Consider the following 22,019-nt stretch of genomic DNA (forward strand, 5'->3'; position numbering starts at 1 on the left):
CCTATGTAACTGAAAGGACAGTACCGACGGACTGTTTCCAATATGTGGCATTGAGAAAACCCTGCTGTTCCCTCGCAGGAACGCCCTGCTCAGGGACGACTCAGGGCACTCACGTTCGCGTCGTTGTCCACCGGCTGCCCGGCGGCCGAGGCCAGCAGACCCTCGAGGACGTGCTTGCCGAGTGCGTTGTCGGCCGGCAGATCGATCGGATACTTGCCGGTGAAACATGCTGCACACAACCGGGATTCAGGCTGCTCGGAGGCCGCGATCATGCCGTCGATGGAGATGTACCCCAACGAATCGGCACCGATCGCCTGCCGAACACCCTCGAGAATTCCGTCCTCGGAATCGACACCGTTGGCGATCAGCTCTGCGGGAGAAGCGAAGTCGATGCCGTAGAAGCAGGGCCAGCGCACCGGCGGCGACGCGATACGCACGTGAATCTCCAGCGCACCGGCCTCGCGGAGCATCCTGATCAGGGCGCGCTGGGTATTGCCGCGAACGATCGAATCGTCCACCACCACCAGCCTTTTGCCCCGTATGACCTCTTTGAGAGGATTGAGTTTGAGCCGGATGCCGAGTTGACGAATGGTCTGCGACGGCTGAATGAACGTGCGTCCCACATAGGCGTTCTTCATCAAGCCCTGGCCGTAGGGGATGCCGGAACCCTGCGCGAAACCGACCGCAGCAGGAGTTCCGCTCTCGGGCACCGGGATGACCAGGTCCCCCTCGGCCGGATGTTCCTTCGCGAGACGACGTCCGATCTCGACTCGCGTCGAGTGCACCGAACGACCACCGATGACGCTGTCGGGACGAGCGAGGTACACGTACTCGAACACGCAACCCTTGGGCTCGGGAGCTGCGAAGCGCGAGGACCGAACACCGTCGGCGTCGATCGCGAGCAGTTCACCGGGCTCGATGTCGCGGACGAACGCGGCACCGACGATGTCGAGTGCCGCCGTCTCGCTGGCAACCACCCAGCCGCGATCGAGGCGGCCGAGGCACAACGGTCGAACGCCGTGCGGGTCACGCGCGGCGTAGAGGGTGTGCTCGTCCATGAACGTCAGACAGAAGGCACCCTTGAGCAATGGCAGCAATTCCATCGCCGCCTGCTCGATGGTGCAGTCGGCCGCCTTGTGCGCCAGCAGCGCGGTCACCACGTCGGAATCCGACGTGCCGTTGCCCTGCAGCCGGTCGTTGATCAGGCCTGCGTCGCGCGCCTTGGTGGCGAGCTCGGCGAAGTTCACCAGATTCCCGTTGTGGCCGAGCGCAATCCCCGTCCCGGCGGTGGTGGTACGGAAGATGGGCTGCGCGTTCTCCCACGTGACCGAACCACTGGTGGAGTAGCGGCAGTGACCGATGGCGACGTGCCCGGGCATAGCGCCGAGCGTCTGCTCGTCGAACACCTGGCTGACGAGACCGAGATCCTTGAACACCAACACCTGGGAACCGTCGGACACTGCGATGCCGGCAGCCTCCTGGCCACGGTGCTGCAGTGCATAGAGGCCGTAATACGAGAGCTTGGCCACATCCTCGCCCGGTGCCCATACTCCGAACACTCCGCACTCCTCGCGCGGCTCGTTCTCCGGTTCGTCGAGGGGTTTGCTTACCAGAAGATTCGGACTGTCGACCGACAAATCGGCGTTGGTCACGGGCATTGCTCCCTTGGGGGACGGGGCGGGGGGCCGTGCCTGAGTCTACGGGCACACGGCCGGAGTCAACGCATCGTGTGGACGGGAGATTCCCAGTAGGTGAACGTGTGTCCGATTCACACCGATCACCTGATGGACAACAGCGGCAGCCAGCGACCCACTTCCGCCGCTCTACTGCCCGACGCATCGATCGAACCGTCGGCGAGAGCCTCGGCGAAATCGCGGATTCCGGTGACCACCTGCAGCCACGTCAGCGCGTCGGTTTCGACGACGTTCGGCGGTGTCCCCCGGGTGTGACGCGGCCCCACGATGCACTGCACCGCGACGAACGGCGGTACCCGCACCTCCACCGAGGATCCCGGCGCATTCTGGCCGAGAGTTCTGGCAGTGGTGCGTACCGCTGCGGCTATCTGCGCCCGCGCAGGCTTGTCCGCCTCACCCTTGATCCATTGCTCGACGGCCAGAACGGCCTCGCGTACCTCGGCGGGGCCGACTTCCTTGTGCGGTGGCACTGCGCCTAACTCCTGTCGTCCGCTGCGAGATGCGCCAGCACAGCGCCACTGGCGTTGAGAAAGTAGTGCAGCAGCGCCGGGGCGAGCACACTGCCGCTGCGGGCTCGAAGCCACGAGAACACCACACCGGCCGCTGCCGTCGCCACCACCGTTCCGACCACGGTGTCACCCGCCGCGCGGGCCGGGTGAATGTGCCAGAGCCCGAAGAAGATCGGCGACAGAGCAGGCGACGCGGCGTCGAGCACACCGCGGAAGAGCAGTTCCTCGGTCAGTACCGTTCCCACTGGGATGCGAAACAGGACCCACTCGGCCAGTTCGTCCTCGGACGGCCGGACGCGCCGACGCAACGCAGGAATCGCAGCGACGACGGTAGATCCGAGAACGGGAATGGCCGACGCCGCAGCGCCCCACTTCAGCCCGGCAGCGAAATTGCGCAGGCCGAGCTCTGCTGCGCTCGTTCGAGACAGTGCAGCCACACCGACGGCGAACGACGCGTTGGCCACTGCCCGTCCACGGGCATCGAGACCGAGAGCGGGAAGGAGGTAGGTACTCCACGCCGTCGTCGCGAGTCCGGTGAGAATGGGTCGTTCCGCAGGCTCCACTCCGGCCAGAATGGGTCGTTCCGCAGGCTCCACTCCGGCCGTCACTGCGGTTCTCACTTCTCCGGACCGTCCCGGCCGGCGAACTGCTCCATGACCCCGCGGACTCGTTCGGTGTCGCGGTCGGTCCACCCCTCGGGCGCGGCAACGGCCACCCAGCCGTCGAGCACGAGGGTTCCGTAGTTGTGGCCGTGTCCGTCGGGAACGCCCGCGGCGTTGGTCAGATCGGCGGCCACCTGCCAGAAGGTCACGACCGGGAACCATCGCATGCTCGGCAGCCGGTCCGGCCCCGGTGGCTCGGACAGCCAGTCGGGACGCTCGAACAACAGGTCGGGTGACCACCAGACCACCGGATCCGACGCGTGCTGAACGTAGAGGATCCGCGGCTCGTACCAGGGCTGATCCTCCGGCGGGATGCCCGACGAGTTGTCGGCGAACCGGACCGTCAGTCCCTCGGAGTAGACCGGCCGCACCTCCGGGCTTCCCGGGTCGCGTCGGCTGACGAACTGACTCCAGATGCGGTTGTTGTTCGGCGGTCCAACCCACAGGACGCCGTCGGTAGTGGCCCGGATGTCGGCCAGACCGTCGAACGCGCCTTCACCCGCCTGGGTACCGAGGCTCTCGCCGTAGACGTAGAACTTGGGGCGCGTGGCCTCCGGTTCCTGCAGCCAGCGGTCGTGCACCTTGTCGATCAGAGCTCTGCCTGCCTGCGCGGCCTTGTCTCCCTCCGCGATGAAGGAGATCCAACTCGGCAGGTACGAGTACTGGGATGCGACGGTGGCGACATCGCCGTCGAACATGAGCTCTTCGGCTTCGATGGCGGTGGGGTTGACCCATCCGGTTCCGGTAGTCGGGACGACGACGAGAGCCGCGCGCTGGAATGCCCCGGTGCGTTCGAGTTCGGCGACCACGATGTTCAGTCGCTCGTCCTGGGTCTCTGCGGTTTCCAGGCCTGCATATGCCCGGATCGGTTCGAGGCTGGGGCGGCCCGTGGCTCGCTCCATCTCATCGGCGCGAAGTCCGCTGGAGACGAAGTTGCGACCCTCGAAGCCGAGGGTGTCCCACGGCGCCAACGAGTTCGGGCTGCCGGAGCGTTCGTCGGCGACGGGTTGTTCTGCGCCGTCCCGGGTTTCGTCGTTCTGCAGACTGAACACGGAATTGGTGACCTCGGAGACCGCGCGCAGCAGGACACCCTGAACCAGGGCGACGGACAGCACGACGAGGACGACGACCCCGAGCGCATTGGCCACTTCGCGCGGCATCTTCACGATGCGGTTGATCTGACGGGCGAGCAGACGAACGAAGTCACGCAACACCCGCCACACCGAGATCAACAGCGCTGCCATGGCGATACTGAGCGCGCCGGTGCGGAAATACCCCGTTGTGGTTGTTCCCTCCGCGTCCATCAGAGCGGCCAGCTCACGCTGCCATTCCGCCGAGATCGCCAGCATGACCATCGATGCCGCGATAGCGAGGACAGGAACGGCGACCTTGACGGCCAGCTCGACCTTGCGCGGCAACGGCCACCACGATCGCGACGAGAGCCACCAACGAGTCACGGCCCAACCCACCGCGACGCCGAAGGCGTAGCCGATGGCCGCGTTGATACCGCCGATGATGCCCTGGAACAGCCATCCACGAGGGAGCAGAGACGGAGTCAACGACCAGCAGAAGAACAACGCGCTGAACGCAATTCCGGTGAAGTCCAGGCGCAGCAGGCCCCAGGCCCACATGACGAACGGATGCTTGGCAGGTGAGGGGACGGCGAACTCGACCGAGGGCAGGTGGTACCGATGATGCTGGTCCTGCTCGAGTGTCGCGTCGACCTCGCCCCGGCGCTGCTCCGATGTGCGTCCCCCCACCTCGGTCAGCCGAAGAGTCTGGGAAGAGTGCTCTCGAACGTCTCGCGCAGCTCCGTCATCGGGACGGAGAACTGCCCTTGCACCTCGATCGAATCCGAGCCCTCGTCGACGACGCCGATGCGCGCCCACGGCAGACCGCGGGCGGTGCACATGCCGGTGAAGCGAGTTTCTTCCGTGCGCGGTACCGCGACCAGTACGCGGCCCGAGGACTCGGAGAACAGTGTCACGAACGGATCGGCACCCTCGGGAAGGATGATGCGGCAACCGGTTTCACCGGCCAGAGCGGCTTCGACGACGGCCTGAGCGAGGCCGCCCTCGGACAGATCGTGTGCAGCCGAGACCAATCCGTCGCGCGAGGACGAGAGCAGAATGTCTGCCAGCAGTTGCTCGCGGGCGAGATCGACCTTGGGCGGCACGCCGCCGAGGTGATCGTGCTCGACCTGTGCCCAGATGGACCCGTCGAACTCGTCGTGGGTCTCGCCGAGCAGGATCAGCGTCTCGCCGGGCTCGAGACCGAGGCCGGTGGGGATGCGGCGATGCACGTCGTCGATGACGCCGAGTACACCGACGACGGGTGTCGGCAGGATCGGCTCGGCACCGGTCTGGTTGTAGAAGCTGACGTTGCCGCCGGTCACGGGGATGCCGAGGGTGACGCAGCCGTCCGCCAATCCGCGCACGGCCTGCTGGAACTGCCACATGACGCCCGGGTCCTCGGGTGAGCCGAAGTTCAGGCAGTTGGTGACGGCCTTCGGGGTCGAGCCGGTGACGGCGACGTTGCGGAACGCCTCGGCCAACGCCAGCTGCGCACCCCGATACGGATCGAGTGCGGTGTAGCGACCCGACGCGTCGGTGGCCAAAGCGATTCCGCGACCGGTCTTCTCGTCGATGCGGATGACGCCTGCGTCGGCGTGCTCGGCGAGGACGGTGTTGCCGCGCACGTAGCGGTCGTACTGCTCGGTGATGAAGCGTCGGCTGCACAGCTGCGGAGAGCCGATCATCTTCAGCAACGTCGCCTTCAGCTCGTCCCCGGTTTCCGGACGCTGCAGCGACGCCGTGGTGTTCGCGACCAGATCGTCCTGGGTGGCGGGACGCTGCACGGGACGGTTGTACACCGGTCCCTCGTGCGCGACGGTCTTCGGCGGAACGTCGACGACCGTCTCGCCGTGCCAGGTGATCTGCAGATGCTCACCGTCGGTGACCTCACCGATCACCGTGGCCAGAACGTCCCACTTCTTGCAGACGGCCATGAACGCGTCGACGTTGTCGGGAGTCACCACGGCGCACATGCGCTCCTGGGATTCGCTCGAGAGCACCTCGGCGGGCGTCATGCCGGTGGCGCGCATCGGCACCTTCTCCAGCTCGATGTGCATGCCGCCACTGCCCGCTGACGCGAGTTCCGAAGTGGCGCAAGACAATCCGGCACCGCCGAGGTCCTGGATACCGACGACGAGCTTGTTGGAGTACAGCTCGAGGCAGGCTTCGATGAGCACCTTCTCGGTGAACGGGTCGCCGACCTGCACTGCCGGAAGCTTCTTGCGGCCACCGCCGGTTTCGTCGCCATCGAAGGTCTCCGACGCGAGCACGGACACGCCGCCGATGCCGTCGAGACCGGTGCGTGCGCCGAACAGAATGATCTTGTTGCCCAGGCCCGACGCGAACGCGAGATGCATGTCCTCGACGCGCATGACACCGGCACACAGAGCGTTCAGCAGAGGGTTACCGGCGTAGGAGGCGTCGAACACCGTCTCGCCGCCGATGTTGGGGAGGCCGAGGGAGTTTCCGTAGCCGCCGACGCCTGCGACGATGCCGCTCAGGACGCGGCGCGTGTCGGGTGCATCGGCGGCACCGAATCGCAGCTGGTCCATGACGGCGATCGGGCGAGCGCCCATGGCCATGATGTCGCGGACGATGCCGCCGACGCCCGTCGCCGCACCCTGATAGGGCTCGACGTACGACGGGTGATTGTGGCTCTCGACCTTGAACGTGACGGCCCAGCCGTCGCCGACGTCGACGACGCCCGCGTTCTCACCGATACCGGCGAGCATGGGCTTGCGCATCTCGTCGGTGGTGGTCTCACCGAAGTACTTCAGGTGCACCTTCGAGGACTTGTACGAGCAGTGCTCGCTCCACATGACGGAATACATCGCCAACTCGGCGTCGGTGGGCCGACGGCCGAGGATTTCCTTGATGCGGACGTATTCGTCGTCCTTGAGTCCGAGTTCCTTGTACGGCTGCGCTACGTCGGGGGTTGCGACGGCGTTGGAGACAGTGTCTGTGGGTACAGAGCTAGCGGACACGAGGAATAGGTCCCTTCGATGGAGCGAAATGCCAGGGGGAGTCTATCGGGACCGTGCGACATGTACGGCATCGGTCGTGCGGGGTCTGTAATCGGTCGTGCGAACATCACCTGATGGACATCGCGCTGACCGAGAACGATCTGGACGAAACGGGCGTCATCGACCCGTCGATGGTGGCCAAGGGAGTCGACGTACCACCCAAGGCCGTCGTCTGTTTCTTCTCCGAGGTGATCGAGAGCATCTGCGCGAAAGGCGACGCCAGAGTCGTCTCGATCATGCGCTCCGAGCACGGCGAACACCCCGTCTACGAGATCGAACGGAACGGGGAGAAGCTTGCCGTCTTCCACCCCGGCGTCGGCGCTCCGCTGGCCGCACTGTTCCTCGAAGAGGCCATCGCGATGGGATGCACCCAGTTCGTGGCCGTCGGCGGCGCGGGGGCACTGTCCGACGACCTGGGCATGGGACACGTGATGGTGGTCGACAGCGCCCTGCGTGACGAGGGCACCTCGTTCCACTACCTGCCGCCCGGACGGATCGTCGACGCCGATCCCGCAGGCGTGGCTGTGCTGCAATCCGTGCTGACCGACGCCGGAGTCGACTTCGTCACCGGCCGCTCCTGGACCACCGATGCGCTCTACCGCGAGACCCGTGCGCGCGTTTCGCGCCGCGTCGAGGAGGGCTGCCGAACCGTCGACATGGAGGCCTCCGCCTTCTGCGCCGTCGCCCGATTCCGCGGAGTGCGATTCGCGCAACTGCTGTACGCGGGTGACTCCCTCGCCGCCGACTGGGACCACCGCGGCTGGACCAAGGCCACGACAGTGCGCGAACAATTGTTCTGGCTCGCAGCCGATGCGTGCCTGCAACTGAGCCCGATCTAGCCGGGGTCGCGGGGTTGCCGGTTCACTGGGTTGCTGGTTCGGGTTCACCGGGTCTCTGACTCGCCTCCGCCCCCGCCCCCTCCGCCCCCGCAAATGCGCGCGCGTTTGCCATACGCGCGCGAAATCGCCCAGCTCAGGTCACGAATCCGCGAGCACCTGGCGAATGCGCGCGCATTTGCGACCACCGGACAGGGAACGGGGAACGCGCGGGGAACGATGTCGCGCCGCGGTATTCAGCCTCCGCCCACACCCTCCGCCGACACCCTCCGCCCCCGACCCCGCGCAAATGCGCGCGCGTTTGCCACACGCACGCGAAATCGCCCCAGCTCAGGTCACGAATCCGCGAGCACCTGACGAATGCGCGCGCATTTGCGACCGCCGGACGGGGAACGGGAAACGGTGTCGCGCCGCGGGGAACGGTGTCGCGCCGCGGTATTCAGCCTCCGCCCCCGCCGCAAATGCGCGCGTGTTTACCACACGCACGCGAAATCGGCCCAGCACAGGTCACGAATCCGCGCGCACCTGACGAATGCGCGCGCATTTGCGACCCCCCGATCGGGCTCAGGCTGGGGCCAGGAATGCCGCCAACGCGTCGGCGTAGGACTTCACGTCACTGGCTCCCATCAACTCTCGCGACGAGTGCATGGCCAGCTGCGCTGCGCCGACGTCCACCGTGGACAGGCCGGTGCGTGACGCAGTGATGGGTCCGATGGTCGAGCCGCAGGGCAGATCGGCTCGATGTACGTAGCGCTGCAAGGGAACTCCAGCCTGATCGCAGGCGAGCGCGAAGGCACCGGCACCCGCGGAATCGGTTGCGTAACGCAGGTTCTGGTTGACCTTGAGCACCGGTCCCCCACCGAGTGCGATGCGATGCGCGGGCTCGTGCCGATCCGGGTAGTTGGGATGCGTCGCGTGCGCCATGTCGCCCGAGGCACAGATGGATCCGGCCATCGTGCGGAGGAATTCCTCACGGCCACCGCCGCGTCCGAGCACGATGCGCTCGAGCACGGTGTTCAGCAGATCCGAGAACGCACCGCGGTCGGACATACTGCCGACTTCCTCGTGGTCGAACAGGGCCAGCACCGGCGTGACGGCGGTCGGATTGTCCACTGCGGCAAGCAAAGCCTGGGTCCCGGCGTAGCAGGTGCCCTGATTGTCCAGACGCGGCGCGCTGACGAGTTCGGACTCGACACCCACGACGGCACTGGGCGCCAGATCGTGCGTCATCAACTCCCAACCCAGTACCGAATGCGGGTCGACGCCTTCTCGCTCGGCGACGTATGCGATGAACGATTGTGGCGAATTACCCACGCCCCAAATGGCATTGACGTGTCGCTGTGGATCGAGGGTGACGCCCTTGCGATCCTCGGAGAGGTGAATCGCGAGCTGCGGGACTCGCAGAATGGGCTCGTCGACCTTCACCAGAACCTCGCGCACCGCGTTTCCGTCGCGCACACTCAGCCGACCGGAGATGCCCAGATCGCGATCGAGCCACGAGTTGAGCCAGGCACCGCCGTACGGTTCGAGGCCCACCATCTGCCAGCCCGCGGATTGCAGATCGGGATGTTGCTTCACGCGAAGGTTGGGACTGTCGGTGTGTCCGCCGACGATACGGAACGGACCATCACTCTCGGTACTCCAGGCAACCAGCGATCCGGCGCGGATCAGGTAGTAGCGGCCTGCTTCCGTAGGCCAGGTATCGGTCTCGTCGAGCCGTACGAATCCTGCGTCGTCGAGTTGGACGGAGACTGTCCGGCACACGTGGAACGGTGACGGAGAGACGTCGACGAAGTTGCAGAGACCGGTTGCGGAGGCGTGAGTCGACATGGGAACCATTGTGGCAGCCGCCGCGTCGAACACCTCGAGAGCACACACCGACCGGGGGGACGACTTCATGAAATTTCATTCTCTGCCTGATTACGGCGCAGTTCATGCGACCACATTCGCCATCGTGCGGATGAAGACGATCGAAGCATTTCGCAAGCGTGGGGTGGTGGTTCACCGCGAGGATGCGACAACTTTGGCGGTGGGCTCGGGCGTTCGCATGTCACTGAACAACTTGTTCGCCCGGTGCTCCGGGGTGAGTCGATCGGCGTGGGACGGCATCATCGCCGGCTATGTCGACCTCATGATCGAGACGATGCGGGAGGCGGATCCCACGTTCTTCACCGGATTGTCGGACGACGAGTTCTACTCGAGGCTGCGCGAGCGCGTCGTCGCTCCGTCCGCCCTGGCGGCTATGGGTGAGTGCGAGTACGAGTATTCCGTCCCGCTACTCGACGTGCCGGGCGCACCGCGACGGGTGCTGAACCTGTCTTCTCCGAATCGCGCTGTGACACTGGCAGATCGGCATCTCGTCGGCCGAGACCTGGACGCCGCCTGGGCAGCCGGCCGAAGGAACACCGCAGCGCTGAAATTCGAGGACGGCCGAATTCTCAGCAGGAACAGCGTCGACATCGAGGTCCTCAGCGGTGATTCGATCTACCTCGCGTCGAAGGTCGCCGATATGACCACGCTGATCTCCGCACACCTCGGCGAATGTCTGTACGGCGTATTGTTCGTCGTTCCCAATGCCTACGAGTTCATTTTCCACCGGCCGCGCAACGCCGACGTGGCGCTCGCGGCAGCAGCCGAGCTCGCCGAGCTGGCAGATATGTTCACTCGTGACACGCCGAGCCCACTGTCACGCTCGGTGTTCTTCTGGCGAGACGGCGAGTACTGCGACGTATCGGGCGGGCCCACGGGAGTTTTCGCCTCTACCTTGGCTGAGCTGCCGGCGGCCGCGGCCTGACCGCCGTCACGTGCCGGTAGACCCGCTGTTCTGACGGCGGGGTGGTGGGCCGTCCCGCAGCAGCGACGCAAAGACGTCCCAGCCGACCACGAGCATCACCCACGCTTGGGCGGGCATCCGCTACTCAGTGCGAACCGGACACGCAGAACGAGTTTCCGTCGGGATCGGCCAGTGTCACCCAGCGAAAGTCGCCCATGGTGTGCTGCGCAATTTCGCGTGCACCCGCCTCGACGAGCCGCGTGACCTCAGCGTCGAGGTCACCGGTGGTCATGTCGAGGTGAACGCGATTCTTGCCGGGCGTCGGGTCGTCGATCTTCTGGAAGGCCATTCGATACGGTGCCGACGCGAGTTCGACGACGTAGAACCAGCCGTCGTTCTCTTCCACGATCGTTCCGTCCGCCTGCGCGGCCCACCAGCGGGCGATCGGTCCCGGGTCGGTCGTGTCGAACGTGATCATCGCCAAGTTCAGTGTCATGGCGGCACAGTAACTGCGACCACCGACACGTTCGGGTCAGGCGTTGACGATCGTGTCCAATGCCGAGTAGAAGATGCCGAGACCGTCGTCGCTCGGACCGGTGAGCGGCTCGGTGGCGTGCTCGGGGTGCGGCATCAAACCGACGACCCTACCGTTGGCCGAGGAGATCCCGGCGATCCCACGCTGCGATCCGTTCGGGTTGCTGCCGCTGTAACGGAAGACCACCCGGCCCTCGCCCTCGAGCTCGTCGAGCACGTTCTGCGGTGCCTGGAATCGACCCTCGGCATTCTTGACCGGGATCAGAATCTCGGCACCGGGCTCGTATCGCGACGACCACGCGGTGTCGGTGTTCTCCACTGCCAGCCACTGATCGCGGCAGACGAAGTGCAGCCCTTCGTTGCGGGTCAGCGCGCCGGGGAGCAGACCCACCTCGCAGAGCACCTGGAATCCGTTGCAGATACCGAGAACCGGCATACCGCCCTCGGCGGCCTTGACGACGGACTCCATCACGGGGGCGAAGCGAGCGATCGCTCCGGCGCGGAGGTAGTCGCCATACGAGAATCCGCCGGGGACCACGATGGCGTCGACGTTCTTCAGATCGGCGTCGGCATGCCAGAGGCTGACGGCTTCGCCGCCGGCGAGGGTGACCGCGCGAGAGGCGTCGACGTCGTCGAGAGTTCCGGGGAAAGTGATAACTCCTACGCGGGCGCTCATGCGGCGGGCTCTACCGATACGCGGGTGACCGTCCAGTCCTCGATGACGGTGTTGGCCAGCAGCGATTCCGCGATCTTCTCGAGCTCGGCGTCGTCGACCGTGTCGTCGACCTCGAGTTCGAAACGCTTGCCTTGGCGGACGTCGGACACACCGGAGATGCCAAGACGGCCCAGTGCACCGGCGATCGCCTGACCCTGCGGATCGAGAATCTCGGCCTTGGGCATGACATCGACAACGACTCGGGCCACGAAAGCGCTCCTTGAAATACGTACGGCTGGTTACCGGCAGGTGGGAGTCTACGCAGCCCTGGCGGGAGGCGCGAAACCGCGCTTACTGTGGGGACCATGCGGCTGACACACTTCGGACATTCCTGCGTTCTCGTCGAACTCAACGGCACCACCGTGCTGTTCGATCCCGGCACGTTCTCTCACGGGTTCGAGGGCATCACCGGACTCGACGCGATCCTCGTCACCCATCAGCACCCGGATCACGTCGATCTGCAGCGACTTCCCGCTCTGGTGGAGGCGAATCCGCGTGCGGCACTGCATGCCGATCCGATGACCGCAGGCCAACTCGGCGGCCAGTGGACTCCGGCTCCCGCGGGTCAGGCGTTCACGGTCGGCGGCATCACGGTCACCGGCGTCGGCGGCACCCATGCCGTCATCCATCCCGAACTGCCGGAGATCGACAACACCGGTTACCTGCTCGGCACTCCAGAGAATCCGGGGCAGCTGTTCCACCCGGGTGACTCGCTGTTCGTCCCCGAGCAGCAGGTCGAGGTTCTCGCGCTCCCCGCCGCCGCACCGTGGTCGAAGCTCTCCGAGACCGTCGAATTCCTGCGAGCAGTGAACCCGAGGATGGCATTTCCCATCCACCAGGCCATCGTCGCGGAGCAGGCCAGGGGCGTCTACTACGGCCGCTTCAAGGACATGTCCGACGCCGAAATCCGCGAGCTTCCCGAGGAATCGTCCGTCTCGATCTAGCCGGTGACCTCGGGCGGGAGGGTGCCGATCATGGTCACCTGCGTCCCGTCCCACTGATAGTCGATCGTCACCGGGCCGCCGGTGGGATTGGCATTGGCATCGTTCGCGAGCGGCCAGCGGTAGTTCACTGTGATCGTGTCGGCGGACTGGGCCGCCACCGACGTGAACCCGTACGGCTCCGACGTCGCAGTGCCGAGGTACTCAGCGTCGTGGAAGAACAGCAGATGTGTCGGCGAGCTGACCGTCGCGCCGTACGGAAGAGCTTCGACCCAGGTGAACGACGCACAGGGATCGCCCATGTCGGTAGCGACCCACGGTGAATCTGCGAACACGAGCGGCAGCGAGTCCACGGCCTGCGGTACCTGCCCCCACGTCAGATCCAGGCACAGTGGCTCGGCTTCCGACGTACCCATCGGAACCAGGTCGCTGGCCTCCTCGGGTGGCGTCCGCTGCGGCTGCGCTCCCTCGGTCACGGTGGCCGGGTCGGGTGTCACCGGTGCCGGGCTTGCCTGAGTGGTTGCCGGAACGGCCGGGGACGGTGCTGCCGCGGGGGTTCCTTGCTCCGCTCCGCCGCAGGCGACGAGGGCTGTTGCACTGACTACGAGGAGTAGAAGTCGTTTCATGAAGACCACCTGGTTCGATTTGCCCGACGCCAGGTATGTCCGCTCGCAAACATGCTCCGTTACATCACGTTTCGGTCAAGAGGGCGTTACCTTCGCAGCGATCTGCATTTTTCGCACCACTACGCGCACATTTCGCGACATTCCCGCGGATAGTGCGGCACAGTGGAGCGCGGGTTGCACACGTCAGACCGTGTCGAGCCGAACCAACTCGCGTAAGACCGACTCGTCCACCGCATCCAGGCCGTCGAGGAACGCGACGGCGAAGGACCCCGGCCGCGATGTCGACCGCGCAGCGATCTCCGACGCCACCGCGACATGCGCGTGCGCCGCGACGGCACCGATCAAAGCACTGGGTGACACCGCGCAGTAGGCAGCCGTCAGCGCACCGAGGGCACATCCGGTCGCGGTAACCCGCTGCAGCAGTGCACTTCCGCCGCCGACCTTCACCATGACATCCGGGCCGAGAATGTGATCGGTCTCCCCCGATGCCGCCACCACGTCGGCTCGATCCAACAATGAACTCGCCGCATCGACCGAATCCGCCACCTGCGCAGACGAATCCACTCCGCGCGATCCGCCGTCCGCACCTGCCAGCCCCATGATCTCCGACGCATTGGCGCGAATGACGCTGGGCCGGTTGACAAGTAGCTCGACGGCCACCTGGGTGCGCCACGGCAGACCACCTGCTCCCACCGGATCGAGAACCCACGGCTTCCCCGCTGCCCTCGCTGCGGCCGACGCCAGGTGAGCGCTTTCGACCTGCGCGGCTGTCGGAGTCCCGAGATTGACCAGGACCGCGTCGGCGATCTCGGCGAAGCCGGCCGCTTCCTCGGGGTTGTCCACCATCGCCGGAGCGGCCCCCGCGGCCAACAGCGCGTTCGCGACGAATTGCACCGACACGGTGTTGGTCAAACACTGGACCAGCGGATTACGTTCGCGTAGGAGTCGATGTGCGTGGACGACGTCGTCCAGGGTCACGCTAGAAGCACTCATCGATCCGAGTCTACGACCGCGGTCGACGGATACGATGCCCTGGTGGCCACACTCCTCAAGCCCGAGCGGCACTTCCGAATCCTCGAGCTACTGCGCACGACGGGCAAGATTCTGTCTTCCGAACTCGCCGTCACGTTCGACGTCTCCGAGGACACCATTCGCCGGGATCTGGACGAGCTCGGAGCGGAAGGAAAATTGAAGCGAGTGCACGGCGGAGCGCTGGTGGTGTCCACGTTGCACCAGGACTACCGGGATCGGCGAGGCCAGGAGGCGTCGGCCAAGTCGCTCGTCGCCCGTGCTGCCGCAAGCCTGCTGCAGGACGGCCAGGTGATTCTCATCGACGGCGGTACGACGGCAATCGAGGTGACGAAACAGCTCGACCCCCAACTTCGCGCGACGTTCGTCACGCACAGCCCGTCGACCGCGGTGAACCTCGCGGAGCATCCCCACTGCGAGGTCGTCGTGGTCGGGGGTCGCCTCCTGAAGAACGCCATGGTGACGGTGGGCGCGCAGACTCTCAAGACGTACGAGTCGATCAATGCCGATGTCGCGATCCTCGGCATTCTGGGCATCAACGTCGACTCCGGTATCACTCATTTCGAGTACGAGGAAGCGCAGATCAAACGGGCGATGATCGAGGGGGCCCACCGCTCGATCGTCCTGTGCACCAGCGACAAGCTGGGCTATTCCGGTGCATTCCAGGTCGCTCCGCTCGCGGCGATCACCACGCTTGCGGTCGAGCCCGGCCTCGATCCCGCACTTCTGCGGCAGTATCGCGACAGCGGCGTCGAGTGCATCTCCGTCGACGACATCGAACAGGGCGGTCAGGCATCCGCAGCGACGACGGACCGATCGCAATAGCGATCGTCGACCGAATACCCTCTGCTCCAGACCTCAGCCAGTGCTGTGGTCGTTGCACGATGGCGCGCGTATCGAACAGCCATCACCGCCACCTGCTGCGGATCGGGTTCGTAGGATCGCAGCGTAGGCGTGAATGCCGATGCAGCGGCGGCGAATTCAGGAAACATCCCGATTCCCACCGCAGCTGTGATCGCAGCACCACGGACCCCGATTTCCCCTCGGTCGGCGACGTCCACGCGCAGTCCGAGAACGTCGGCGAATATCTGCGGCCAGATCGGGCTGAGCGAGGCACCCCCCGACATCCGGACGGCGCTCGGCCGAGCTGCGTCCTCGCCCTCGAGGAGCGACTCGATATCCGCTCTGTGCGCGTAGGCAATTCCCTCGTACACAGCCAGCGCCGCCTCGTCGAACCCGTCCTCGGCGACAGCCCCGAGCAGGCCGGCCGGCGCACCCCCGGGTCCACCGAACAGATACGGAAAGAACATCATGTCGCCCAATCGATCTCGGGCATACGCGCGAGTCACGGCCTCGTCGCACATCCGATAGAGGTCTCCCCCTCGGTTCCTGGCGTCGTCGGCCGGTCCGCCGAACAGCGAGCGACAACACCATTCGAGGTTGCTCGCCGACGTGATCCCGCCTTCGCTCGCGAGATACACCTCCCCCGTGACGTACCGGCACTGGAGCAACGGGGGCCTGCTGGTTCTGGGGCGTCGATGCAGCGTTTGATCGATTCCGAATGTTCCTGCGACAACGGACATGTGACTTCTGTCGAGCACTCGTGAGGCGACCGCGCACGCGGCAACGTCGACCACTCCCCGAACCACTGGGGTGCCCACCGCGAATCCGGTCAGTTCGGCGGCCACGGCGGTGACCACGCCGACCTTCTCTGCGCCCGGCCCGATACTCGGCAACACGGCGCGCCACTGCGAGAGTCCAAGCAAGTCGAGTGCGTCCTCCGACCATGAATTTCGCTCGATGTCGCACAAGCCGGTCAGCCCGGCATCGGTGTGATCGGTGGACATGTCCCCGCACAATCGAGACCTGATGTAGTCCTTGCAGGCAAGGACGCGATGCACCCTGGGCAGCATCGACGGCTCGTGCTCGCCGAACCATCTCAACAACGCCGCGGTCTGTCCGCTCCACCCTCGTTGCGACACCATGTGCGCAACCCGTGCCGCCGTGACCTCGTCCAGTGCTGATGCTGGTTCGAGTTCGGTCCTGACATCTGTCGAGAGGATGCCGTTCCCGAGCGCCGCGCCGTGCTCGTCGACCAGCCACAACCCGCTGCCGTAGCCGGTGACCGATATCGCGGCTATGTCGCGCGGACCGATGCCCGACGAGCGGAGCAGGGCCTGCGCCGCGGAGCACACGGCACCGAACAGTGCATCGGGATCTTGTTCACGCCTGCCGCCGCTGGACGTCGAGTGCGGGCTTCGTTCCTTCGATGCGGCCAATTCGTGCCCGTTCGCGTCGAACAGCCCCGCTTTGACGAAGGTTCCGCCGGCGTCGATGCCGACGATGTATTGCTCCATGACCACCATCCCGGCTGCGGATTAATGCAGCTCTTGCGATCCTGTGCGGAGGGCTACTGCCTCAGGACTAGATGACAAGGATCACATAGTTTCACCAAGTTGCCTAGTGAAATGGGGTTTGAAGTCGTAAATATTACCGCCCGGTAGATGTTGACTGCCACTCCACCGTGAGTTAACTTCGTCACTAAGCCGCACAAACCGGCATAAACACGAAGTCAGTTCCTCTCAACCCGGCGCCGCTCGAACACGAGCTCCCTCGGTCACCGTCCCCGCCTGGTGCGGCCGATGGCTTTCGAAGAGGTTTCGCCCCGCATTCCCACCCGTCACCTCGGGCCAGGAGTGGACGGGCTCCACCACGAGGACCCGTGAACGGGCACCTCACCGTCTCGAACAAAGGACTCTTGCCGTGGATCTTCAACTGGTCGCGTACATCGCCGCATTCGGCGGTGGGTTGGTCGGCGCTGCCCTCGGCGGACTGTTCGTCTTCAGTCTCTGCGGCATCTTCTGCATCGTCGGCGTGGTGGCTGCGCTGGCCGGTTCCGACTACGACTTCCTGGGGCAGTTGGCATTCGGGCCCTTTCTCGGCCCCCAGGTGGCGTTCGTCGGGGCGGTTGCGGCGGCGGCATACGCCAAACGCACCGGCAAGCTGGACGACGGCAAGAACATTCTCTCGCCGCTGGTCGGCCTGGGTAGCAGCAGCGTGCTGCTCGTCGGCGGCGCATTCGGAGTTCTCGGATTCGCACTCGAAAAGGCGCTCAAATCCGCCGTGAGCATCGACTCGACGATTACCTCGGCGGTGGTGCTCACCGATACTGTCGCCCTCACGGTCGTGATTCTTGCTGCGGCAACGCGCCTTTCGTTCGGACGCACCGGACTGGTGGCATCGAACCGAGGTGGCCCGGGCGCACAGATCGCCACCCGGTGGCACCCGACCGCGACGCAGGCCTGGCTACCGTTCCAATCGCACCGGCTGCAGGTTGCCACCGTCGCTGTCGGCTTCGGACTGGCTGCGGGCTGGCTGATCGTCAGCCTTCCGGAGTCGGCCCGAGCACTGGGCCCCATCCTGCTCTTCGGATTCAGTGCCACGACACTCCTGCTGCTGCAGATCGGCCTGTCCGGTCCGGTATCGCATCACATCACGTTGCCCGCCGGCTTGGCCGCCGTCGCCGTTCTCTCCGCAGGTGCGCCCAGCACGATCGCACTGGTGGCGGCCGTCGGAGTGGGATTGTTCAGCGCTTTTCTCGCAGAGCTCAGCTCCCGCATCTTCCACACGCTCGGAGACAGCCACTTCGACCCTCCGGCGTGCGCCATCGCCGTCACGACATCGCTGATCGTCGGCACCCAACTGATATTCGGACAAATCTGAACCGGCCCGTCGGCCCCACAGCGGTAACTCGATCTCACCCGAAACACCAACCCCATCTCGCCACGACACGACGGAAAGAGCGTCAGCCATGACTCAGTACATTCTCGGAATCGACGAAGGCACCACCAGCGCAAGAACTCTCATCTTCGACGAGAAGTGCGAGGTCCGCGCGGTAGCGCAACGCGAAATCACTCAGATCTATCCAAACTCGGGATGGATCGAACACGATCCCCTCGAAATCCTCACCGCACAGCTGGAAACGATGCGCGAGGCACTGCGGAGCGCCGATCTCGAACCGACCGACATCACCGCGATCGCACTGACGAACCAACGGGAAACGGCCGTGGTGTGGGACAAGGAGACCGGGCGGCCGATCCACAACGCGGTGGTCTGGGCGTCGCGCCAGAGCAACGGCGTGATCGAGCGGTGGCGGGAACGCGGACTCGACTCCGTCATTCGCGAGCGCACCGGCCTGAACTCGGACGCCTACTACTCCGCGTCCAAGATCGCCTGGATTCTCGAGACCGTGCCGGGAGCGCACGAGCGGGCCGAGAAGGGTGAACTGTTGGCGGGCACCATCGACACCTGGCTGATCTGGAACCTCACCGGACGGTGCGCCCATGTCACCGACTACTCCAACGCCTCGCGAACGATGATGTTCAACATCCACACCCGTGAATGGGATCAGGATCTGCTCGACGCCTACGGCATTCCGCGCTGCATGCTCGCGAAGGTCGTCTCCTCGGACACGATCGTCGGCGACGCCGGTGCCACGTTCGGGGCACCGATTCCCATCGCGTCCAACATGGGCGACCAGCAAGCCGGGCTCTTCGGGCAGGTCTGCTTCCGAGCCGGTCAGGCCAAGATGACGTACGGAACAGCAGGGGTGCTGACGATCAACTGCGGCGACACCCCGCAGATGGTCGAGGGCGCAACGACATCCGTGGCCTGGGGTGTCGGCGACGATGTCCGCTACGAGAACGAGGGCGTGCTGTTCAGCATGGGCAAGACCATGCAGTGGCTGCGCGACGACATGAAACTCATTCACGGAGCTGCGGATTGCGAATGGTACGGAGGCCAGGTGGCCAGCACCGACGGTGTCTACCTGGTTCCCGCCTTCACCGGACTCGCCGCACCGACCTGGGATCCCTACGCCCGTGCCTGCATCGTCGGAATGAGCAGCTCCACCAACAGATTGCACATCATCCGCGCAGCCGTCGAATCCATGGTCTTCCAAACCCGCGACGTCGTGGATGCGATCACCGCGAACGGTCAGGTCACGTTGCCCGAGCTGCGGGTCGACGGCGGCGCGGTGAACAACAACATGCTCTGCCAACTCCAGGCCGATATCCTCGGCATCCCCGTGATCCGGCCCGCCATCACCGAAGCCACTGCGCTGGGGGCGACGCTGATGGCCGGATTGAGCACCGGGGTATGGGAATCCCTCGACGAGATAGAGGCACTGTGGTCGGTGGACCGCACCTTCGAGCCCAAGATGGACCGCACCAAAGCCGAGGAGATGTACGCGGGCTGGATCGAGGCAGTCGAACTCTCCAAGGGTTGGGCCCGCAAGGTGACGACCCGATGACGCCGACTTCGACACTCACACAGTCGATTCTGCACAGACCGACACAACTGTTCGAGTCCTACGTCTTCGACCTCGACGGCACGCTCTATCTCGGCGACGAACTGCTGCCCGGTGCAGCGCACCTGATCGAAGCGCTCCGCGACCATGGTCGTCGAGTTGTGTTCTGCAGCAACAACCCCACCCGTGCGCCGCAGCAGTACGCCGACAAGCTCACGTCGCTCGGCATACCGGCGCAGGTGTCCGACGTGATCACCACGTCGATGACGACGGTGCGGTGGTTGGCCGAGAATGCCTCGAAAAGCAAGATCTTCGTCATCGGTGAACAGCCGCTGAAGGACTCGATCTCGGCGGCCGGCCTCGAACTGAGCGAGGATCCACGGGAGATCGACGTCGTGGTCGCGAGCTACGACCGCGGATTCGACTACCGCAAACTCAAGATTGCCTTCGAGGCACTCTCCGTCTACCGTCGCGCGATTCTCGTCTCCACCAACCCCGACCGGTTCTGTCCTCTCCCAGGAGGATTCGGCGACCCGGACGCGGCGGCGGTCACGGCGGCCATCGAGGCGAGCACAGGACTCGTTGCCGTTGCGCAGATGGGCAAACCCAGCTCGTTCATGTTCGAGACCATCAGCGCGCTCACCGGGATCGATCCGGCCACCACGCTCGTCGTCGGCGACCGGCTCACCACCGACATCGCCATGGGGGTGGACGCCGGCACCTCGACGGCTCTCGTGCTCACCGGCGAATCGACTCTCGACGATGTCGACCGGGCAGAGCCAGAGGGTCGGCCCACGTACATCGTCGAATCGGTCGATGATCTGCTGCCTGTTCGATCGACTCGGAGCGCAGGATGAGCCGGCCGCAGACCGTCGGCGCGACGACGGACACAGCGCGTTATCTCGCGCAGATCGGCATCGACCACGCCGCGTCGACGCTCCGCACGCTCGTCAGTGCTCCGGGGGCGTTGGCGGAGTTGAACTCCGTTCTGGCAGAACTCGATGCATCGGGTACGGCGGTGATCCTGCACGACGGCACACCGATCTCGGTGGGTTCACGCGACGTCCTCGCCGAGATCGAGAGCACTGTTGCCCGACACTTCACGGCCATGGTGTCGGTCCCGAACCACCGGCACGGGACGGTGGTTCTCGACGAAACAACGGTGGACGGTTCCACCGCCGCCAACGCGGGGTGTGCGGCCATCGTGGCCGTCGGCGGTGGCACCATCGTGGACCTCGGCAAGGTGCTCTCCCATCGGCATGGCGTTCCCCTCGTGGTGATCCAGACATGTGCGTCGGTCAACGGCTTCTCCGATCCACTGTCGGTGCTGGTCCGCAGCGGCACCAAGAGCACGGTTCCCACCGCCTGGCCCGTCGCGTTGATCATCGACCACGACGTGGTCGCCCACGCACCTGCCGCGCTGACCAGAGCAGGATTCGGAGATGCGGCCGCGATCTGGTGCGCGCCTGCCGACTGGTATCTGGCGTGCACTCTGGGCATGGACACCGAGTTCGACGCCGACGTTCTGGCCGTGATCGGTGCAGCGGCGGAGCGACTTCGAGATGCACCGTCGCTGACGGAGCTGGATCTCGAAGCACTACTCGATACCCTCACCTACGGGGGTCTCGGCATCGGTGTCACCGGAACGACGGCCGTGGTGTCGGGCTGCGAGCACCTGATCAGCCACCTGATCGACATGGCGGCAGTGGCCCGAGGTACCGACCACGACTTGCACGGCGCTCAGGTGGGTGTCGCCGCGGTGATATCAGCGGCGTTGTGGGAGAGTGCAATCGAATCCTTCGATGCTCTCGCCATCGACGTCGACGACGCGATCACACCGATACCGGACCTCGACTCCTCGGTCATCAGGGCGTGGGAATCGATCGATCCCTCCGGCAGGGTCGGAGAGGCCTGTGCCCGCAATGTGGCGACCAAGATGGCCAGATGGTCGAGCGCGCGTAGTGAGCTCGAAGATTTCGTGGCGAACTGGGCTGATCACCGCCGCGCGTTGGTCGCCCTTCTTCGAACCGCAGCCGACATCGCTGCCGATCTGGCCGCCATCGGCGCACCGACCAGGTTCTCGCAGCTGACACCGCCAGTCGACCGCGAGACTGTTCGGTGGATCATGCGCACACTTCCGCTCATGCGGGATCGGTTCACGCTGTGCGATGCACTGCTCGTATCCGGCCGCTGGACAGACGAATTCATCGACCGCGTACTCGACCGGGCCGCCGAGTCCGGTGGCGGACTCTGAACCGAAGACCATTCCCTCTACGCACCAACAACTCTCGACCCG

The 22,019-nt window shown here is 65.3% G+C and carries 20 protein-coding genes; 8 read left to right on the top strand and 12 right to left on the bottom strand.

From position 1 onward, the window contains the following. Positions 1-89: 89 nt before the first annotated feature. From purF to purL, 5 genes are all read right to left on the bottom strand, one after another. Positions 90-1,652, bottom strand: a complete 1,563-nt coding sequence (gene purF / locus AB0362_RS04825) for an amidophosphoribosyltransferase (RefSeq protein WP_269594781.1) — start codon at positions 1,650-1,652, stop codon at positions 90-92. 125 nt (positions 1,653-1,777) lie between these two features. Then, on the bottom strand, positions 1,778-2,164 hold the full coding sequence (locus AB0362_RS04830; RefSeq protein ID WP_094668891.1) for a sterol carrier family protein: 387 nt from the start codon (positions 2,162-2,164) through the stop codon (positions 1,778-1,780). Positions 2,165-2,169: 5 nt separating this feature from the next. Then, complete coding sequence (locus AB0362_RS04835) at positions 2,170-2,745, bottom strand: CPBP family intramembrane glutamic endopeptidase (RefSeq protein WP_366235419.1); 576 nt, start codon at positions 2,743-2,745, stop codon at positions 2,170-2,172. Positions 2,746-2,819: 74 nt separating this feature from the next. Beyond that, the gene (locus tag AB0362_RS04840) at positions 2,820-4,547 is read right to left on the bottom strand and encodes an alpha/beta hydrolase (RefSeq protein WP_366235420.1); all 1,728 of its coding nucleotides are present in this window, start codon (positions 4,545-4,547) and stop codon (positions 2,820-2,822) included. A gap of 83 nt (positions 4,548-4,630) precedes the next feature. Beyond that, positions 4,631-6,922, bottom strand: coding sequence for a phosphoribosylformylglycinamidine synthase subunit PurL (gene purL, locus AB0362_RS04845; protein ID WP_317810613.1), 2,292 nt, complete (start codon positions 6,920-6,922; stop codon positions 4,631-4,633). 113 nt (positions 6,923-7,035) lie between these two features. On the opposite strand from purL, the gene AB0362_RS04850 reads away from it, so the two are divergent. After that, complete coding sequence (locus AB0362_RS04850; RefSeq protein WP_255183083.1) at positions 7,036-7,800, top strand: nucleoside phosphorylase; 765 nt, start codon at positions 7,036-7,038, stop codon at positions 7,798-7,800. Between the two features lie 561 nt (positions 7,801-8,361). On the opposite strand, the gene AB0362_RS04855 is transcribed toward AB0362_RS04850, so the two are convergent. Beyond that, the gene (locus tag AB0362_RS04855) at positions 8,362-9,636 is read right to left on the bottom strand and encodes a M18 family aminopeptidase (RefSeq protein ID WP_366235421.1); all 1,275 of its coding nucleotides are present in this window, start codon (positions 9,634-9,636) and stop codon (positions 8,362-8,364) included. 58 nt (positions 9,637-9,694) lie between these two features. On the opposite strand from AB0362_RS04855, the gene AB0362_RS04860 reads away from it, so the two are divergent. Continuing rightward, entirely contained in the window at positions 9,695-10,591 is an 897-nt protein-coding gene (locus AB0362_RS04860) for a hypothetical protein (protein ID WP_366235005.1), read from the top strand. Between the two features lie 124 nt (positions 10,592-10,715). Here AB0362_RS04860 and AB0362_RS04865 read toward each other — a convergent pair whose 3' ends face one another. The 3 genes from AB0362_RS04865 to purS are packed head-to-tail and all read right to left on the bottom strand — an operon-like array spanning position 10,716 to position 12,028. Continuing rightward, the gene (locus AB0362_RS04865; RefSeq protein WP_366235006.1) at positions 10,716-11,066 is read right to left on the bottom strand and encodes a VOC family protein; all 351 of its coding nucleotides are present in this window, start codon (positions 11,064-11,066) and stop codon (positions 10,716-10,718) included. Between the two features lie 36 nt (positions 11,067-11,102). Beyond that, positions 11,103-11,780 carry a phosphoribosylformylglycinamidine synthase subunit PurQ gene (purQ, locus tag AB0362_RS04870; RefSeq protein ID WP_094639287.1) on the bottom strand — a complete coding sequence of 226 codons (678 nt, stop codon included), beginning with the start codon at positions 11,778-11,780 and terminating at the stop codon, positions 11,103-11,105. Then, on the bottom strand, positions 11,777-12,028 hold the full coding sequence (purS, locus tag AB0362_RS04875) for a phosphoribosylformylglycinamidine synthase subunit PurS (protein WP_032395924.1): 252 nt from the start codon (positions 12,026-12,028) through the stop codon (positions 11,777-11,779). The genes purQ and purS overlap by 4 nt, the downstream gene beginning before the upstream one ends. A gap of 96 nt (positions 12,029-12,124) precedes the next feature. On the opposite strand from purS, the gene AB0362_RS04880 reads away from it, so the two are divergent. After that, positions 12,125-12,763 (top strand): MBL fold metallo-hydrolase, encoded by a 639-nt coding sequence (locus AB0362_RS04880; protein ID WP_366235007.1) that lies wholly within the window; start codon positions 12,125-12,127, stop codon positions 12,761-12,763. On the opposite strand, the gene AB0362_RS04885 is transcribed toward AB0362_RS04880, so the two are convergent. Both AB0362_RS04885 and thiM read right to left on the bottom strand, forming a co-directional pair. Further along, positions 12,760-13,386, bottom strand: a complete 627-nt coding sequence (locus AB0362_RS04885) for an LppP/LprE family lipoprotein (protein ID WP_366235008.1) — start codon at positions 13,384-13,386, stop codon at positions 12,760-12,762. The genes AB0362_RS04880 and AB0362_RS04885 overlap by 4 nt on opposite strands. Before the next feature lie 183 nt (positions 13,387-13,569). Next, entirely contained in the window at positions 13,570-14,379 is an 810-nt protein-coding gene (gene thiM, locus AB0362_RS04890; RefSeq protein ID WP_366235010.1) for a hydroxyethylthiazole kinase, read from the bottom strand. Positions 14,380-14,421: 42 nt separating this feature from the next. Between thiM and AB0362_RS04895 the strand changes: the two genes are divergently transcribed. Then, positions 14,422-15,240 carry a DeoR/GlpR family DNA-binding transcription regulator gene (locus AB0362_RS04895; RefSeq protein ID WP_366235011.1) on the top strand — a complete coding sequence of 273 codons (819 nt, stop codon included), beginning with the start codon at positions 14,422-14,424 and terminating at the stop codon, positions 15,238-15,240. Here the strand turns inward: AB0362_RS04895 and AB0362_RS04900 are convergent. Next, positions 15,204-16,772, bottom strand: a complete 1,569-nt coding sequence (locus AB0362_RS04900) for an FGGY family carbohydrate kinase (RefSeq protein ID WP_366235012.1) — start codon at positions 16,770-16,772, stop codon at positions 15,204-15,206. The genes AB0362_RS04895 and AB0362_RS04900 overlap by 37 nt on opposite strands. A 406-nt stretch (positions 16,773-17,178) precedes the next feature. Between AB0362_RS04900 and AB0362_RS04905 the strand changes: the two genes are divergently transcribed. The 4 genes from AB0362_RS04905 to AB0362_RS04920 all read left to right on the top strand — a co-directional run bounded on the left by AB0362_RS04905 (position 17,179) and on the right by AB0362_RS04920 (position 21,977). Next, positions 17,179-18,138: a hypothetical protein gene (locus tag AB0362_RS04905; RefSeq protein ID WP_094645725.1), complete on the top strand. Its 960-nt coding sequence runs from the start codon at positions 17,179-17,181 to the stop codon at positions 18,136-18,138. Positions 18,139-18,226: 88 nt separating this feature from the next. Then, a complete protein-coding gene (gene glpK / locus AB0362_RS04910) occupies positions 18,227-19,726 on the top strand; it encodes a glycerol kinase GlpK (RefSeq protein ID WP_094645726.1) in 1,500 nt (499 codons plus the stop codon). Continuing rightward, a complete protein-coding gene (locus tag AB0362_RS04915; RefSeq protein WP_366235013.1) occupies positions 19,723-20,580 on the top strand; it encodes an HAD-IIA family hydrolase in 858 nt (285 codons plus the stop codon). The genes glpK and AB0362_RS04915 overlap by 4 nt, the downstream gene beginning before the upstream one ends. Then, positions 20,577-21,977 (top strand): iron-containing alcohol dehydrogenase, encoded by a 1,401-nt coding sequence (locus AB0362_RS04920; RefSeq protein WP_366235014.1) that lies wholly within the window; start codon positions 20,577-20,579, stop codon positions 21,975-21,977. The genes AB0362_RS04915 and AB0362_RS04920 overlap by 4 nt, the downstream gene beginning before the upstream one ends. Positions 21,978-22,019: the final 42 nt, after the last annotated feature.

This window comes from Rhodococcus sp. NPDC079359 (assembly GCF_040702585.1).
GTDB lineage: Bacteria > Actinomycetota > Actinomycetes > Mycobacteriales > Mycobacteriaceae > Rhodococcoides.